Raw genomic sequence first — 16,292 nt, 5'->3', positions numbered from 1 at the left:
GCCCGGGCGTATTCGCCCGAGCCCCTCCCGTGAGGGCGATTCCGCCCGGCCGCCTATCGGCGGGGCGGAGTTGGCTACTTGACTTCGTTGAATCCTGGCTTGGGCTGCTGCACGCGGGACGCCTGCACCGCTTCGTAGATCCCGCCGTACTCGCTCTGGTGCGCGTCGCGGAATCCCTGCGCGTCGCCCTGCATCCGATCGGCGGCGTCCACCAGGTCGCCGGAGGCCTGGGCGACTCTCCGCAGGGAGACCGAACCGTCCATGACCAAGGCGGTGTAGTGCGGTTCGACCTCGGCCGCGTCGCACATCTCCGACATGTTGCTGGTCTGGTCGGCGTTGCGGTTCATGCGGGCCTGGAGCGCCCAGATTTTCTCCTTGAGCAGGAGAGCCTGTGCGGTCAGCGTGATGACCGCGAGCCCCAGGGAGACGAATCCCAGCTCGCTGTCGGGGATCGCGGGCAGATGGTTCCCGCGAAGCTCGATCTCTCCGGACACGGGTGCTCCTCCTTAGTTCTCGTTGTGGACACGAGCGGATGGCGTGCGCAGCCCGGCGTCCGCGGTCGCCTGGGTGATCGGCCGGTACGCATCGTCCATCTCGGTCTTGGCCGTCTCGCAGGTCTCGGCGGCGAGGAGCGACTGAACCGACATCTCTTCGGCCTTGCGGCTCAGCACCTCCATGCTCTCGGCGAGCTTCTGCATCGCCCAGGCGGTGAGGGTGCCGATCACGTTGTGCTTAGCGGCCAGCCGTACGGACAGCTCCTCCAGCTCGTACATCAGCTCGGTGGCCTTGGCGCTGAGCAGGACGCATTCGTCATGTGTGGCGAAGGCTTCCGACACCACCTTGTCCAGGAGGTCAATGACGTCATCGAGCGTCACCTCCGTCGCGTGCTCGGGGTTGATGTCGGCCAACAGGGGAGTCTGCACAGCGGGTGAGCTGCTGCCCACGGGCGCCTCCTTCGTGATCGTGATGCTCGGGCTGCCGGTGCCAGCGGGAAGGCCCCGGGCTCCGGTCGTCAGCGAATCGCGCCCGGGGGAGTGGTACCCAGCCGGAAAGACCGGCTCGGCCGTCCACGTCTCCTGCTGCTGCGGGTCGGTGTCGCGGATCGAGTCGGCCGCGCTGCGGCGTTCGTAGCGCGGCCCGGTGTAGAAGTCCCAGTCGGCCCCGGTGTGACTGGCCCGCGTCCGCTCGCTCGCGCGGCGGGCGCGGTCCTTACGGCGGGCCTTGCGCCGAGCGGCCGGTCCGCCGCCGGCAGCCGAACCGGTCCCGTTCACCCGGGCCTTCTTCCTGCCGGGCCGGGTGCCCTTCACCCCGGGCTTCGGCTTTGTCGGATTGCCGGGCCTCCCGGCGCCTTTGCCCTTCTTCGTCAGGTCAACCTTCGGAGTCGTGTCGCCCGAGGTGGCGTCGCCGGACTTCGACGGCTTCGTCAGGTCGACCTTCGGCCCGGCGCCCGCAGCGTCCTTGTCCTTCTTGGACTTCTTGCGCTTGACCGTGGTCAGCACAGGAGGCGAGGGGTTCTTGCGGCGCTTGTTCAGCCGCCGCCGGGCCTCTTCGACCGTGGCCTGCCCGAGGGTGGTGCGATCCGCGTCGGCGGAGGCCGCGCCCTCCCTCTTCTTGCGACGGGCCTTGTTCCGGTCCTTGCGGTCCTTCTGCTTGGCCGCGAACCGGTCCTGCCGGGCCTGCTCCTTCCTGCCTTCCTTCGCGTCGACGCGGGCGTTGCGGACCCGGTCCTTGGTGTCCTGACGGGCATCCGCCGCCCGGTTCTTACGGTCTCGGTCCGCGTCCCGGTCCTGCCCGCGGAGCGCCAGTCGGGCGGCTTGCCGGTCCGCGCGCAGCTGAGCCCGCGACCCCTGGCGTGCTGCGGCCCGTTCCTGGCGGCCACGTGCGCGCTCCATCGCGGGACTGGAGGCGTGGGAGCTGGGCGACTTCCCATCGGACGGTGACTTGATGCCCGAGCCCGGGCTGTTGTTCTTCCCGGAGCCGCCCGAGCCTGGCAACGGCTTCGGGCCGGTGCCCTTGCCGCCGGCGCCGGGCGAGAGGTCCTTCCTACCGCCCGGGCTGGTGCCGCCCGAGCCGAACGGGGACTTCTGGTTGCGCCCCGGACCAGTTCCGCCGGGGCCGATGCCCTTGCCTCCGCTGCCCGACAGCGAGCCGGAGCCGCCGCCGAGGGCCTTGCGGCCGTACTCCTGGCTGGAGGGGATGGTCTTGACCCGGGACTGCGCGGACTTCCCGCCGATGTCCTGCATGGCGAGCTGGTGCTTGGCGCGGGCCTCCACGCCCGCGAGTCGGGCCTTGAGGCGGGCCTCCCGCAGCGGTGCGAGTTCCACCGCCCGCTCCTGGCGCCGCTCACGGAAGTCCGTGAGGACGGTGACGGTGCCCCGGAGCGCCGCGAGCGCGATGGCCAGCGTCGCCGCGAGGCCGAGTGCCGCGACGCCCGGGCCATCCGCTTCGTCGTCATCCCGGCGAGCGGCGACGCCCTCCGAGCGGAGGGCGACAGCGCCGCCCGAGCCGGGGACCGGCGGCAGCGGCGCGTCGAGCGCGGCCAGGGACTCGGCCGCCGACCGGCGACGGCGGGAAGGAACTACGACCTCCCCGTCACCACCGGTCGGCGGAGAAGGCGGGGGGTCCGGAGGCGCCGGGGGAAGGCCACCGGGGATCGGGGGGAGCCCCGGCGAGGCCCCACTGCGGGATCGGAAGGAGACGACGTTGTCGTTCCGGTTGTCGTCCCTCGGGTCATCAGGCACGTGCTCTCCAGGGTTGACAGAGGGTGACCGGATAGGAGATCCTCGCGCGCCCGCGCGCCCGTGCGCCCGCGCGCCCGCCTTGACCCCCCGAATCCGGTCCACCCCGGGTGATGATGATGGTGATGACGCTCACGCCTCGTCGCTGCCGCCGTTGCGCGCGGCCCAGTTCTCCAGGGTCAGCGTGAGGTCATTCCACAATTCCGGATCGGTCCCGCAGATCGCGCGGACCCGGTCCCACCAGGCCTCGGCCCGGCCCTTCTCGCCGCGCTCCTTGACCTGCCGGGCCTGCCGGGCCGCCCAGTGGGCGGCCCGGCGAGCCTGGCGGATCTCGGCGCCGGTCGGCACCTTCTGCTGCACGGTCAGGCTCCCCGGCGGCCGGTGTCGAACAGGTCGTTTACGCCCCGCACCGTCCGGTTAACGGCCGGGCCGGGCGTCTGACCTGCGCTTTCGTCGCTGCTCTCCGCGTCCGACGATGACCGGGAGGTCATCACGGCGGCCGTCTTGTTCAGCGACTTGGTGGCCGCGGCGTTCAGTCGGCCGCGCCGATCGGCCTTCGCCGCCGCCTTCTGCGCCCGCTGGCCGGGCAGCGCGGCCACCTCGCGGACGTGGTCGGCGTACGCGACGCGCAGCGCCTCTGCTGCGCTCGCCTGGTCCCGCGAGGCCTTGACCAGGCGGTTCCAGTGCCTTTCGACCCTGCGCGCCCGCCGGCGGGCGGACCACTTGTTGTCTCCCTCGACGTGCTGGGAGCGCAGGACCGTCTGGAAGACGGCGCGGCCCGCCTCGTACGTGGACAGGTCCGCGGTGTGCTCCTGCTGCCGTTCCAGCGACCACGCGGTCAGGCGCTCCAGGTTGAGCAGGGGTCGGAACTCCGCCGGCACCCTGTTCAACACGTCGTCGTTCTTGTCGATCTCGGACACGGGGATTGATCTCCTCTCGGGGGAAGGGGCCCACTGGGGGCAGTAGCGGGCCCAGCCCGCGACGTGCTCGCCGTGCGTCAGGTGCGCACGGCGCGGATCTGGTTGCGGACCCACTCGGGGTCCGGGATGTCGAACTCGGCTGCGAGAGCGGTAGGCGAGGGCGTCTGGCCCGCCGCGAGGATCTCGGTGGCGCGCGCCCGTACCGCGGCACGCTTCTCGGCGTTACCGCCGCCGGGCCGCCCGCCGCTACCGCCGCGAGCGCGGCCCCGGTTACCGGTGTCGGTAGGACGCGCTTTACCGGTACCGGTAGACGCCCGGCTACCGCTCGGCTTACCGGTACCGGTAGAACCCGGGTTACCGGTAGCGGTAGCGACGGGGCTACCGGTACCGGTAACCGGCGGCGTGGCCGGTTCGGCGGCCTCGGTCGGCGAGGGCTCGGCAGTCGCCGCCGCGTGGTCGTCGTCGGTCTCCAGCAGGCGGTGCACCCGCCAGACGATGGCCACGACGACGATCACCGCGACGATGATGAGGAGGACGTTCGGACGCGCCTCGCCATGAACCATCGTCACGCCCATCCCGGTCCTGTCCGCCACGTGGTACGTGATGTTGGTGGCGGCCATCAGGCCGAGCGCGAACGGCACGTCCCGCTTCATGCGGAAGCTGGTGACCGCGTAGACGTCGAGCCCCAGCGGGAGCGCCCAGCCCGCGTCTCCGATCGGCGTGTCACCGAGCCCGACCATCCGGGCGAAGGACCACTCGCCGGACGCCGTCAGGATGATCACGGCCGTGAGGGCGACCCAGAGGAGGATCTGCTTCACGACCTCGGCCCGGCTCCGGGTCTTCTTGAGGCTCGCCGCGCGCTTGTCCGCGACGCGGTGGGCCTCCCGTGCGGCCTCCAACTCCCTGTTCGCCGCAGCGAGCTTGCCGTCCGCCTCCTGCCGGACCGCGCTGGCGGCGACGCGGGCGGCCTGCTCCGCCTCCTTGCGCAGCTCCTCGGACTCCGCGGCGAGGCGATCCCGCAAGGCCTGCCGCTCCCGCTCGTGCTGAGCGGCCAGGTCGCGGAGACCGGCCTCAATCTCGGCCCGGGTGGCGTCGAGCTGGGCGCGATACTGCGCCAGCTCTGCGTCGATCTCCGCCCGGCGCGCGGTCAGCTCCTCCTCCAGGTCGAGCCGGGCCGACCGGCGAGCCAGCTCCAGCTCCGAGTCGAGCGACGCGCGGGCCGTCTTGATCTGCACGGCCTGGTCCTGTGCCTCCCCGACGATGCGGGAGGCGTCGTCCAGGGCCGTGCGGTAGGCGGCCTCCGCCGTGCTCCGGCGCAGTTCGACCAGCGCGTTCGCCCGGTCCTCCGCCTCGGCCAGGACGAGGCCGACTTGCCTCTCGGCGTCGGCGAGCAGGGCCTTGGCCTCGGTCTCCGCTTCCGCCATGACGTCCTCGGCCTGCTTTTCGGCGTCGGCCCGGGCCTGGTCGAGGATCGCCAGCGCCTCGGTCTGCGCACCGGCGCGGGTGGTGTCCGCGTCGGCGGCGGCGATGCGCAAGCGTTCCCCGGCCTCGGTGGCGGCCTCCACCAGGACGCGCTTGGCGTCGGCGGCTGCCGCCTGGCGGATCTGCTGGACTTCGCTCTTGGCGGCCTGGAGTAGCGCCGCCGTTTCCTGCGCCCCAGCCCAACGGGCGCCGTCGATCACGTCGGCGGTGCGGTCGCGCAGGTCCGCGGCCAGGGCTTCGGGATCGTTCTGCACCCCCGACTTCGGCGGCTGCGCCGCCTTGCTCTGGCGGCGCTGCGACGGCTTGCGGGGGGTGCGGGTGGACTGGCGGCCAGCCACACCGGCCTCCTTTCATGCGGGTGGCCGCCTCTCGGCGGCCACCACAGCGTCGTTCGGTCTGTCAGCCCCGTACGAGGCGGGAGGCCTTGCGTCCGGCGGAGTTGGCCACGTCCGAGACCAGGTCGGAGACCCGGCCGAAGGACTCGACCAACCCGCCGTCACCGGCCTGCCTGCACTGGGACTCGACGGCCGAGCAGCGGTCGTCCAGCCAGTCCATGGCCACGTTCAGGCACGAGTAGACCCGGTTCTGCGCCGCCCACAGCAGCTCGCTGAGGGCGTAGACCGGCATCGCCGACAGCTCCCACAGCAGCAGCCGCAGACGCAGCCACTGCCGGGCGAGGAGGCCGGGCCGGTGCGCGGCCGACACGAAGTCCAGGTAGACCTCGATGTCGTGGCCCGACCACTCCTCCACCGGCCCGTGCTCATTCCGGAAGTCCTGGACGGCGTCCTTGGCTATCCGCCGCGGCCTGCTGAGCAAGAAGTTCGTGGTCATCAGCGGCCTCCGATCCCGGAAACGGCCTGACCGTGGCGCCGCAACTCGGCCTCCGCCTGCTGGCGGGCCTCGGCCGCGAGTCGGGCCGCCTCAGCGGCCTCCCTCGCTCGCGCCTCCTGCTCCTCGATGGCGCTCACAGGAGGTGGGAGGGGTCGGCGGTGGCCGTGCCGGTCAGCACGGCCAGCTCCTCGGGGGACACCCACTCCTGCGGGATCAGCACCCGCAGCGTGACCGTCCTCTGGCACATCGAGCCGGTGACGACGAGCTGGCCGTTGGGCAGGCGGCCCGGGCGGGTGTCGTCGATCTCCTCCAGCAGCGCCGGCAGGACCTTCACCGCGTCGGCGGTGACCACGATCGTGGCGACGATGCGCGAGGGCGCCACCTCGAAGGCGACGCTCACGCCGAGACGGGCCAGCTTCTGGACCGACTCGAAGAGGGGGAAGGCGTCGGCGACCGCGTCCTGCACGTCCTCGGTGATCCCGGTGGGCGACAGGGGCATGTCGGCGGGCATGATGGTCATGCGGATCAGTTCCTTCGCTGGTAGATCCGTGGACCCCCGGCACACACGGCGGTGCAACGCCGTGAGGCGTGTCGGGGGTCGCGCCGTACAGGGACGGCGCGGTAGGCGAGCGGGGACTCGAACCCCTATCTCCGGAGAGCCCGAACCAGTCGGGCACGCCCCTCATGACCATTGGTTTTGGCGTGCTGCCGGGCACCTTCGAGAGGAAGGGAGCCCGGCAGCATCCAGGCCAAATCTGCTTATCTTCGGCACTCTGTTCAGTTCTCAAGTGACGTGCACTCCCGCCCCGGCCTGACGCCATCTGGCGACGGTTCCGCGCTGGTCAGACCAGCTGTGGCGACGCGTAAACGAGCAGTTCATGCAGGTCAGAGAGTGCGAAAGACACACTTCTCCGGCGACTTCCCTAGTTAACTGGGGAAGCTGGGAAGACCGTAAGCCTTCACCAGCCAAGTCGTCAACAACCATGGCTCAGGCGGCTCCTGATGGCGTGTCATTCAGCCCCACAAAGCAACTCTGACCAGGGAAAAGAGGATCGACACCCAAAGAAGTCTCATCCGGGGCTAGCTTCACTAGACAAGCCGGGTACTCTGTTCGCCATGACAACCCGCCAGCCAAAGAAGCGGATGGGGGCGAAAGAGATCGCCGCTGCCCTGCGCTCACGCATCGACAACGGCGCCATTGAGCGCCAGCTACCGCCAACTCGTGTTTTGGTGGAGGAGTTCGGGACGAGTCCCGAGACCCTGCGGCAAGCCGTGGGCATCCTCCGAGCCGAGGGGCGCGTGACCAGCCAGCAGGGGAAGGGCGTCTTCGTCAGGCGAGTCGAGCCGATCGAGTTCGCCATGCACAGGTTCGAGCGCGGAGACCGGCGCGACGACGTTGAAAGCGGCATAGACGACTGGAAGGCCGCAATCCTCGAACTGGGACGCGTACCCAGCCAGGACACCCCCACGGTCAGCGTGGAGCGCGCGCCGGCGGACATCGCAAAGGAGCTGGGCGTGGAGCCCGGGTCTTTCGTGGTCGCCCGCCGACGCACCCGCCGCGTTGATGGCGACCCTTTTCAGCTCGCCGACAGCTGGTTCCCCACCGAGGTCGCGTTCGACACGCCCCTCATGGACGAGGAGGACGTGACCATGCCGGGAGGAATCCTGGCGAACATCAAGAACCGGCAGTACGCCCAGACGCGCAAGGTGGATAAGTTGCGCGCTTGGGTCCTGACTGCCGATCAAGCCGATCGCCTGGGCCTGCCGACCGGAAGCACGGTCCCCGTACTGCGCCACGTTCGAGTCGGCTACAACTCGGCAGGAAAAGCCGTCCGCTGCATGGTCACCATCGCCCCCGGTGACCTCAACACGCTTGTTTACGAGATCGAGGACTGACCTGTGCCCCAGCTCATCCGTCCGGCAACCTCAGCCGACTCCAACGCCCTCATGAAGCTGCGGGTCGAGGCCGAGGAGTGGCTCGCCAGCGAGGGCATCGACCAGTGGCGAGCACCCGGATTCAGGGACCGTGCGTTGGCTAAGTGGCAAGTCGACATCGCCGACGGACGCACTTGGGTCGTCCCCGATGCGAACGGCGCACTCCTGGGCACCATCACTCTCGCCCGCCCGGACGTGGACTTCTGGAAGAAAGCCGACTCCCCGGAGTCAGCGGTCTACGTCGCAAAGCTCATCACGGCCCGTTCCGCAGCTGGACAACACCTCGGAGGCCGCCTGCTCGACTGGGCCGGAGGAGTGGCACGGAACCAGCAACTCCCCTGGGTGAGGCTGGACGTGTGGCGCGACAACGCAAGGTTGCAGAGCTACTACTTGGCCGAAGGGTTCGAGCACGTCCGCACCGAGGCGCCGCCGCACCGCCTCTCAGGCTGGATGGCCCAACGGCCCTCCGCGCTCGTCATGCACGAGGACCCTCTCCTCACGGACGACACACCGGGTTTGGCAGGCTAAGCACGCACCATGCCTTCGGGGGAGGACAATGCGCGAGACGCAGGCTCTTCCCCGAGAACGAGGAGGGACCTGCGCGGAGTGGTAGCCGGTTGTGGTGGCCGGCACCGCGCTGATCCGAGTAGCCGCACCCGCGGTGAAATCAACGGAACCAGAAAGGCACCACGGCATGACTAGGTCACAGTACTTCGGAAGGCCGTCTCCGCCCCGACGAGCCGCCGCGAAAATGGCTTCGAGGGTACAGGGTCGGCGATGCAGGATCGCAGGATGGCCAACCTCCCGCGACGCGATGTCTCGCCGCTATGGCTCCGTGTCCCTGGAGTCCGCGCGAGCCCCCTAATCGAAGATGGCCGCCCTGCCTGCCAGCAGAACGGCCATCCGGTTCGACTCAAAGCACCGCCACAGCCAGTCGCAGCCCGAGAGTCGTAGGTCGGCGATGACGCCGGGGCCCGAGCCCTGCCAGGCCCGAGGTCACCATCTCCAGAATAGAGCGATTACAGGGGACCGCGCAGCAGCGTGCCCCAGGTCACTGTCTCTTTTCCGTCACGCGCCAGTCTGCGACTCCCCAGATCGATCACAGGGGAGACCCCGCCCGATGTTCCAGATCCATCCACCGGCACGCAGCGTTGGGGAACCGACTCGCTCGGTTGCCTTCGTTGTCGTTGCCCGCTTCCGCTTCCACCGCGCGGTGACGCAGTGAAGCGCCCGCAGCGTGCTCTTTCCGCCGCCGCTTCGCCGGATGGCGATGAGCTGTTTGAGTTCTCTGGCACGATCACTGACTACTGGACGTACACCCAGGTCCGCGACTACGTGATGCTGATGCCGGGGATGACGCACGTCGCGTACCGGCTGTACTCCCTTCTCCGCAGCATGGTGGTCGAGGCCTCCCGCCGGCCGCGGAGCGGCATGCGTCGGATGACGATCGACCAGCTGTGCTGGCTACTGCCTGGGCCGAACGACAAGTCGCTGTCGGTCTCGGCGATGTACGAGGTCCTCAAGACCCTGGAACGGCTCGAACTGGTCGTGCCCAAGGACGTGTTGGAGCTGGACGGCATCACCGCGCTCAAGGGCAAGGAGCGGGCCGCGAAGGGCATCAGCCGAGGGTTCACCGTCAACGATTTGCCGCCGGCGGCCGAGTACGACGGCTGGCGGAATGCGTGGGACAAGCTCGACGCCTACCACCCGGACTGGCGGGAGACGCCGCCGCAGCCGCCCACCCACCTGACGACAACCGAGACCGCGGCGAACGGGCAGACCCAGGCCCGGGTGCGGTTGGTCGACGCCGATGGGGAGCCGTTCCAGAAAACTGGAACGCCGCAGGTCAGCGGGGACGAAGGCCCCTCATTCCAGAAAACTGGACAGCCGTTCCAGAAAACTGGATCACCAGTCCAGAATCCTGGAACGGATTCGCCCTCTGACCTGCGAAAAGGATCACCCTCTAAGAAGTCTCTCGAAGAAGACTCTCCCTCTCTCTTCCCGGGTGCCCCCGCGGAGCCCTCCGACGCGGCTGGGCAAGAGACGGGAGGAGAGGAGAGCGCGGCTTCGCCGGACAAGAGCCCCCCCTCCCCGGCTGCTGCTCAGACCGGCGCCGACGAGGTGCTGGTCGCTGAGGCCTGGATCAGCGCTCGGGAGGCTCACGGGCACGGCGTCCCGGCCCGGGCGGGGGTTGCCATGGCCCGCGATGCGGCTCGGCTGCTCGCTGATGGCGTCTCCGTGGAGTACCTGGTCGCTGCTGCTGCCGACATGGGTAGCCGGAAGACCTGGTTCGACCTGGACCGTCACCTGGAGCGCTTCGTCATGCCCGCGGCCACGGTGCCCGGCCAGCGTCCCGCCTTGCCTGCGTGGTGCGGCAAGTGCAACGACGGCATCGAGCCGACCCAGCCGGGCCAGCGGATGCGCGAGGACGATGGCGGCCGTCTGGTCCGCTGCGAGTGCCACCCCAGCTACGGCAAGTCGCCCGCGCTGAACTGACCTGCAAGCACGACGGCGGCAGGGGAGCCCCTGGTAAGGCCCCTGCCGCCGCTCGAATCACCAGATGGAAGGGGATTCACCCATGAGCGTACCCACCCAGCAGGACGGTATGGACGGCGGCGGCAGCTCGCTGTTCGACGACGGGCCGACGGCCGTGGCCTTCGAGCGCGTCCCGCCGCAGAACCTGGAGGCCGAGCAGTGCGTACTCGGCGGCATGCTCCTGTCGAAAGACCAGATCGGCGAGGTCGCCGAGACGGGCATGGTCCCCGAGGCGTACTACCGCCCGGCGCACAGCACGATCCACGCGGCGATCATGGACATGTACGCCAAGGGCGACCCGGTCGACCCGATCACGCTCGCCGCCTACCTGGCGAAGGAGGGGCTGAGCGAGAAGGTCGGCGGCGCCCCCTACCTGCACACTCTGGTGAACTCGGTTCCCACCGCGGCGAACGCGGTGTACTACGCCGAGATCGTGCTGGAGCGGGCGAAGCTGCGGCGGCTGGTCGAGGCGGGCACCCGCATCGTGCAGATGGGCTACACGGCCGAGGGCGAGGTGGACGACATCGTCGCCGCCGCCCAGGCCGAGATGCACGCGGCGACCCAGCTCACCGCCGGCGCCGGGCTGGAGCGGATGGAGAACGCGGACGACATGCTGGAGGAGTACCTCCGCAGCATGGACGCGCCGCCGCCGAGCCGTCTGCCGCTGCCGTACATCGACCTGGAGGCGATGCTCCCGATGGAGCCGGGCGACCTGGTCGTCGTCGCGGCCCGCCCGGCGATCGGCAAGTCCGTGGTGCTGCTCGACATCGCCCGGCACGTGGCGATCAAGAACCGCATGACCGCGTTCGTGTCGTCCATGGAGATGAGCCGCCCGCAGCTGATGGAGCGGATCGTGGCGGCCGAGTCCCGCGTGCCGCTCAACCGGGTCAAGAACCGCGACTACCAGGACGGCGACCTGGAGCGGATCGCGAAGGGCGCGAAGCGCATCGGCGGGGCGCCACTGTGGGTGGACGACACCCCGGCCGCCACCATCGTCCAGCTGCGTTCTCGGCTGCGCTGGTTCCAGGGCCGGGAGATGCTCCCGGCGGTGATGCTGGTGGACTACCTCCAGATCATGAAGGCATCCGGGAAGCGCGGCCAGAACCGGACCGGCGAGGTGGACGAGGTCAGCCGCGGATTGAAGGAACTAGCCGGTGAATTCGGCATCATCGTCATCGCCGCCGCCCAGCTGAACCGCGAGGTGGAAAAGCGCGAGGACAAGAAGCCGATGATGGCGGACCTCCGGGAATCGGGGTCGATCGAAGCGGACGCCAATGCCGTGATCCTGCTGCACCGCCCCGATGCGTATGACAAGGAGCACGAACGGGCGGGCGAGATGGACTTGATCGTCGGCAAAAACAGGCAGGGGCCGACGGGCACGGTAACGGTGGCATTCCAGGGGCATTATGCCCGCGCACGTGATATGGCACAGGGCTTCTGACCTGCGGAAATGGAGAAAATCACTATGCTCACCACCGATAGCGTACGTACGCGGCACATCGGCGAAGCCACCGCCCAGGATATCGCAGACCAGTGGAATTCCGTCTACCCCGCGATGCGCGAGATCCTGGATACTGTGATTGCCGCCCAGTGCGGCGCGCAGCATCCGACGGCCGATGTTCCGGCGCTCGACAAGCTCCGACGCGAACTCGGTCAGCTCGACCGTGGGGAGTTCACGAGCTGCACCCGCAGCACGGGGGAATTCAGCGTGTACAGCGCTCTCGTCCGCGTCCAGGAGGTTTTGAACGTGACCTCCGTCGGCGCCCCTGAGAAGGGCTCCATCTACCGGCTGGCCGGCACGCTGGCCGACGTGGACGCCGACCTCACCGCGCAGTGGCGGGCCGAGCGGGAACCGGGTGTTCCCGCGGAAGCGGTCGACCCCGGCGACCGGGACAGGGCAGACTCGGAGCTGGAGCACGCCGAGAGGGGCACCCGATGACCGCACAGCCGATCCACCCGCACGAGCCGGACCGGGTTCCGCGCAACGCCGAGGGCATCGCAGCGGCCCTGGACGGTGAGCGGCGGATGGAGTTCTACCGCGAGCTGCTGGCCGCCGCACCCGAGGACGCCGGGGCCGTTCTGCGCCGCTGGTGGTGCGAGGCGATGCTCGACACCGACCCGGCCGGGGACAGCCTGACGGCGGCGGCGCTGGACGGGACGCTGCCGACGACCCCGGTCGCCGACCTGGTGGCCCGCCGCCGTGCGGCAGGACTGCCCGTTGAGTGAGCCGTACGACGACGACCCGGGCTTACCGTGCCTGCTGTCGGATGAGGTCTCCGCGCTGCTGCTCGACCCGGCCGTGCCCGTCGCGGTGTTCGGCGCCGTGATGGCCGCCACGGTCCTGATCAACGAGCACCGCGGCGAAGTGCCAGGCAGCACGGCATCGGCGAAATGGCCGCACCAGCGGCGCATGGCGCTCGGCGCGGACGGCACGCTCGGCATCGCCGAATACGTCATCGTCGCCGACGCCGACCCACCGCACATCGTCCTCACCCGCGTCCAGCTCTACTGACCGACCGGCCCGAGGCTCGGCGAGAGACCCCTCCCTCTCGCCGGGCCTCTCCGCGTCCGCACCCGGCGCCGGCGGGGACGGTGCTCGAGGAACGGCACTCCGCTCCGCTCCGCGCCGTGCCTCGTGCACCCGGCGGTCGCCCGGCCGCCGGACTGCCTCCCCTCTTAAGAGGTGAGTTGGCGGGACGGTCGGCGGGGGAGTGCGGGCACAAGCAACGCGGGGCTCCGCCCCACACCCCGGCCCTCCACAGAGGGGAGGGGGCGCCGTTTTTGATCTTGCGGTGCGTGGGTGGTGCAGGGTGGTGGGGGTCGGGGGTGCCCCTTCCGCGGCGGGTCACCCGGAGGGGACCACAGTCCGCGCCGGGCCGCCAGGCCAAGCCCGCCTGCGGCGGGTCGCGCAAGCGCGAGCCTTGCACCCCGACACGGCCCGCGGTCGGCAAGGCCTGCCCCGCCGCGGAGGGAACCCCCCCGACCGGCCCGTCGTGCGGCGTCCGCCGGAAGGGCCGTCGAGGGCCGTTCGAGACACCGGAATTTCCGTCAAAAAAGGCCGCTGACCTGCTGTTTTCTGCGTGTTAAGGGTTGACCTACACCCCAAAACTTGAGAGTATTAGTTATGTCGGAAGGGGGCGGGAATCCTCTTCCGGCCACGGGCTCCGGCCCACACCGAGCACCCTCAACGCAAGGACAGTGGCATGAACCCCGAGATGGACCGAGTCGAGTACCGCGTGGATCTCGACAAGCGCCCCGGCGCCTACTTCGTGGTGGCGGACGACGAAGGTATCTACGTCCCGCGCGTCTGGCGCAAGCGCAACCAGCGGTACGTGCTGGAAGTCCAGCGCGCCGCCGACCACCCGGTCGAGCGCTACCTCCAGCACCAGGACCTGGACGCTGCGGCACTGGGCAGCCAGTCGCCGATCCACTTCCGCACCTACCAGGCCGTCAGCCACGGCCACGCCGCCCGCCTCGCGCTGCGGGCGTACGCCGAGGAGCAGGCGTTCGAGCGGCTCCAGGACGACTCCTTCGTCCTGGAACTGCCCTTCGGCGACAGCCCGAACTGACACCCCCGCGCGGCGGGCGGGGCGGGAATCCCGCCCGCCGCACGGGTCCGACCACCGAACCACCTCAACCAGGAGCAGACCATGAGCATCACCACGACCGCCCTGCCGTACCGGATCGGGGAGCCGGACATCGAATGCCGCTACCCCGTGATCATCGGCGCGGACCGGGTCATCGGTCAGGCGTACCGCTGGCACCGTGACTGGCTGGTCGTCACCACCGAGGGGGAGACCAACCTCCGCCGCCCGGAGACCGGCACCAAGGGCATCGACATGGCCGCCACCTTCCTCGCCGAGGAGTACGCCGCCGGGAACGTCACCGCCGTCGCGCTGGAGCAGATCCGCGCCGAGGCCCCGCAGCCGCTGAACGGCCCGGTGCCGCTGCTGCACCCGCGGATGCCCGTCAACGACCGCAACACCGGGGGAGCCCGGATCGCGTTCGCCGGACTCACCGAGCACCACTGGAGGGCCGTACTGCACGGCTTCCCCGGCAGCGACAACCCCTGGTACCTGCACTGCGAGCTGTGCGGCTGGTCCGGCGTCCGCTACTGGAGCCACCACCGCGGGCGCAACGGCCAGCCGCCGAGCATCTACCGCCACGACGGCGGCTGCATCGGCGCGGACAAGGTCCGCGAGCTGATCCCCGCCTACCAGAAGTAGCCCGACGTCCGCCGGTCCCGACCTCGGGACCGGCGGGCAGCACTGCGCCACACCGCCCGGGCCGGCGGGGCGGGAATCCCGCTCGCCCGGGCTGCACCGAAGAAGACCTCAACTCCCCAGGACGGGAACCGACATGACCGACTTCGAGCCCACCGCGCAGGCCTGCGCCGCCGCCGCCCGCGCCACCGTGCTCGCGGGTATCGCCCGCCGCCGCAGCCTGTTCACCTCCGCGCGGACCGGCCGGGAACTGCTCCACATCGCCGACCTGCTCGACATCGCCGCCCTGTCGTTCTACGAGGAGGAGCCGACCGCCGACGGCATTCCGGCCGACTCGCGGCTCGCCCTCGCCGACGCCGAGGCCACCGCCATCGAGACCCCGAGCAGCGGCTTCCCCGCAGGGTTCGGCCAGTACGTCACGCACGCCGTGGACCGCCGCCCGCTGGCGGCACCGGCCGTCTTCGGCACCCGCAACTGCGGGCTCGGCGAGGAGGACGCCCGGCTCGCATCCGCACTGGACGCCCTGCACGGCCACCTCGCCGCGGACGTGAGCGAAGACGTCGCTCAGGCCCTGCTGGAGGCCGTTTTCGCCCTGCACGTCAAGCGCGCCGACCTCGCCCGGCTCGCCCGCGGCTGAGGCTCGACCGAACCCCGGCCCGCCGCCGATGGCGGGCCGGGGGAGGGGTCTGATCTGCTGTTTTAACGGGCCGCAGGGCTTGACTCACCCGGTAAAACTTGAGAGTATTAGTTACGTCGGAAGGGCGGGAATCCCGACCGGCACGGCCCCCGGGCCACACCGAAGAACCTCAGCGAACGAAGGGCTCAACCGATGACCAGCACCATGCGACTGGACGCCCTCGCGGCCGACGGGACGGACGGCGGTCTCGTCCCCGTCCGCCTCGCGGACGCCACCGTGCTCGCCGTGAGCATCCGGCCCGGCGCCACGTACGCCGACTGCGTCCGCCTGATCTCCCCCCTGGAGGCCCCCGACACCGAGGCGTGGGAGAACGAGGACCACGTCGAGGCCTGGCTGACCGACGCGCTCGGAGACTTCTCCGACTACATCGACGTGCCGCTCCCGGACCTCCGCGACCTCATGGACGCGCACGGCGGGGAGCACGAGGACCAGGCGATCCCCGAGCCGCCGACCACGGCCGGTGAGGTCCTGCTGAATGCGCTCGCCGATCTCGACATCCCGGTGCACACCGACGGCATGAGCCCGAGCTACGCGATCCCGCAGGACCCGGCGACGCCCGAGCGGGAGGTCTTCAACCGCCCGCGCCTGCTGGTCGCCGACCGTGCCCCGTCCGTCGAGCACCCCGCGGCCAGCCACACCGGATGGGTGGTCTGGGAGCACGACGCGAACGGCCACCCGGTCGGCGACGCGCTCTACACCGGCGACGAGTCGATCGACTGCCAGGTCGACTCCGAGGCCGCCGCCGAGACCATCGCGTGCTGGCTCGCCGAGAACCGGGCCTGACTACGGCCAGGCGCCCGGTGGGGGAGCGGGGCGGGAATCCCGCTCCCCCACCGGGCACCGGCCGGACCACACCGACCCCCTCAACTCCAGGAGAAGACCGACTGCGGCCGGCGGGGGAGCGGGGCGGGAATCCCGCTCCCCCGCCGGG

General features: G+C 70.3%; 18 protein-coding genes. 11 read left to right on the top strand and 7 right to left on the bottom strand.

Features of this window, described 5'->3' with window-relative positions:
- Positions 1–74: 74 nt before the first annotated feature.
- The 7 genes from ACH4SE_RS36075 to ACH4SE_RS36045 form a co-directional block, all read right to left on the bottom strand.
- Entirely contained in the window at positions 75–494 is a 420-nt protein-coding gene (locus ACH4SE_RS36075; RefSeq protein ID WP_398547813.1) for a conjugal transfer protein TraB, read from the bottom strand.
- A 12-nt stretch (positions 495–506) separates the two neighbouring features.
- Entirely contained in the window at positions 507–2,741 is a 2,235-nt protein-coding gene (locus ACH4SE_RS36070; RefSeq protein ID WP_398547812.1) for a hypothetical protein, read from the bottom strand.
- A gap of 129 nt (positions 2,742–2,870) precedes the next feature.
- Positions 2,871–3,098 (bottom strand): hypothetical protein, encoded by a 228-nt coding sequence (locus ACH4SE_RS36065; protein ID WP_398547811.1) that lies wholly within the window; start codon positions 3,096–3,098, stop codon positions 2,871–2,873.
- 2 nt (positions 3,099–3,100) lie between these two features.
- Complete coding sequence (locus tag ACH4SE_RS36060; protein ID WP_398547810.1) at positions 3,101–3,658, bottom strand: hypothetical protein; 558 nt, start codon at positions 3,656–3,658, stop codon at positions 3,101–3,103.
- A 77-nt stretch (positions 3,659–3,735) separates the two neighbouring features.
- Entirely contained in the window at positions 3,736–5,478 is a 1,743-nt protein-coding gene (locus ACH4SE_RS36055) for a hypothetical protein (RefSeq protein ID WP_398547809.1), read from the bottom strand.
- 61 nt (positions 5,479–5,539) lie between these two features.
- Complete coding sequence (locus ACH4SE_RS36050; protein WP_398547808.1) at positions 5,540–5,971, bottom strand: hypothetical protein; 432 nt, start codon at positions 5,969–5,971, stop codon at positions 5,540–5,542.
- Between the two features lie 133 nt (positions 5,972–6,104).
- A complete protein-coding gene (locus ACH4SE_RS36045) occupies positions 6,105–6,491 on the bottom strand; it encodes a hypothetical protein (protein WP_398547807.1) in 387 nt (128 codons plus the stop codon).
- A 596-nt stretch (positions 6,492–7,087) separates the two neighbouring features.
- On the opposite strand from ACH4SE_RS36045, the gene ACH4SE_RS36040 reads away from it, so the two are divergent.
- From ACH4SE_RS36040 to ACH4SE_RS35990, 11 genes are all read left to right on the top strand, one after another.
- Positions 7,088–7,867, top strand: coding sequence for a GntR family transcriptional regulator (locus ACH4SE_RS36040; protein WP_398547806.1), 780 nt, complete (start codon positions 7,088–7,090; stop codon positions 7,865–7,867).
- A gap of 3 nt (positions 7,868–7,870) precedes the next feature.
- The gene (locus ACH4SE_RS36035; RefSeq protein ID WP_398547805.1) at positions 7,871–8,434 is read left to right on the top strand and encodes a GNAT family N-acetyltransferase; all 564 of its coding nucleotides are present in this window, start codon (positions 7,871–7,873) and stop codon (positions 8,432–8,434) included.
- Positions 8,435–9,127: 693 nt separating this feature from the next.
- Entirely contained in the window at positions 9,128–10,402 is a 1,275-nt protein-coding gene (locus tag ACH4SE_RS36030; protein WP_398547804.1) for a hypothetical protein, read from the top strand.
- A gap of 82 nt (positions 10,403–10,484) precedes the next feature.
- The gene (dnaB, locus tag ACH4SE_RS36025) at positions 10,485–11,882 is read left to right on the top strand and encodes a replicative DNA helicase (RefSeq protein ID WP_398547803.1); all 1,398 of its coding nucleotides are present in this window, start codon (positions 10,485–10,487) and stop codon (positions 11,880–11,882) included.
- 24 nt (positions 11,883–11,906) lie between these two features.
- Complete coding sequence (locus ACH4SE_RS36020) at positions 11,907–12,380, top strand: hypothetical protein (RefSeq protein ID WP_398547802.1); 474 nt, start codon at positions 11,907–11,909, stop codon at positions 12,378–12,380.
- The gene (locus tag ACH4SE_RS36015; RefSeq protein WP_398547801.1) at positions 12,377–12,667 is read left to right on the top strand and encodes a hypothetical protein; all 291 of its coding nucleotides are present in this window, start codon (positions 12,377–12,379) and stop codon (positions 12,665–12,667) included. Before ACH4SE_RS36020 ends, ACH4SE_RS36015 begins: the two co-directional genes overlap by 4 nt.
- Positions 12,660–12,953, top strand: coding sequence for a hypothetical protein (locus tag ACH4SE_RS36010; protein ID WP_398547800.1), 294 nt, complete (start codon positions 12,660–12,662; stop codon positions 12,951–12,953). Before ACH4SE_RS36015 ends, ACH4SE_RS36010 begins: the two co-directional genes overlap by 8 nt.
- Before the next feature lie 691 nt (positions 12,954–13,644).
- Positions 13,645–14,010, top strand: a complete 366-nt coding sequence (locus ACH4SE_RS36005; protein ID WP_398547799.1) for a hypothetical protein — start codon at positions 13,645–13,647, stop codon at positions 14,008–14,010.
- A gap of 81 nt (positions 14,011–14,091) precedes the next feature.
- Entirely contained in the window at positions 14,092–14,667 is a 576-nt protein-coding gene (locus ACH4SE_RS36000) for a hypothetical protein (protein WP_398547798.1), read from the top strand.
- Positions 14,668–14,800: 133 nt separating this feature from the next.
- Complete coding sequence (locus tag ACH4SE_RS35995) at positions 14,801–15,301, top strand: hypothetical protein (protein WP_398547797.1); 501 nt, start codon at positions 14,801–14,803, stop codon at positions 15,299–15,301.
- A gap of 192 nt (positions 15,302–15,493) precedes the next feature.
- On the top strand, positions 15,494–16,144 hold the full coding sequence (locus ACH4SE_RS35990) for a hypothetical protein (RefSeq protein WP_398547796.1): 651 nt from the start codon (positions 15,494–15,496) through the stop codon (positions 16,142–16,144).
- The last annotated feature ends 148 nt before the right edge of the window (positions 16,145–16,292 follow it).

The sequence above is a fragment of the Streptomyces sp. NPDC020983 genome, assembly GCF_044333485.1.
GTDB lineage: Bacteria > Actinomycetota > Actinomycetes > Streptomycetales > Streptomycetaceae > Actinacidiphila.
This window is presented reverse-complemented; position numbering and strand designations above follow the sequence as displayed.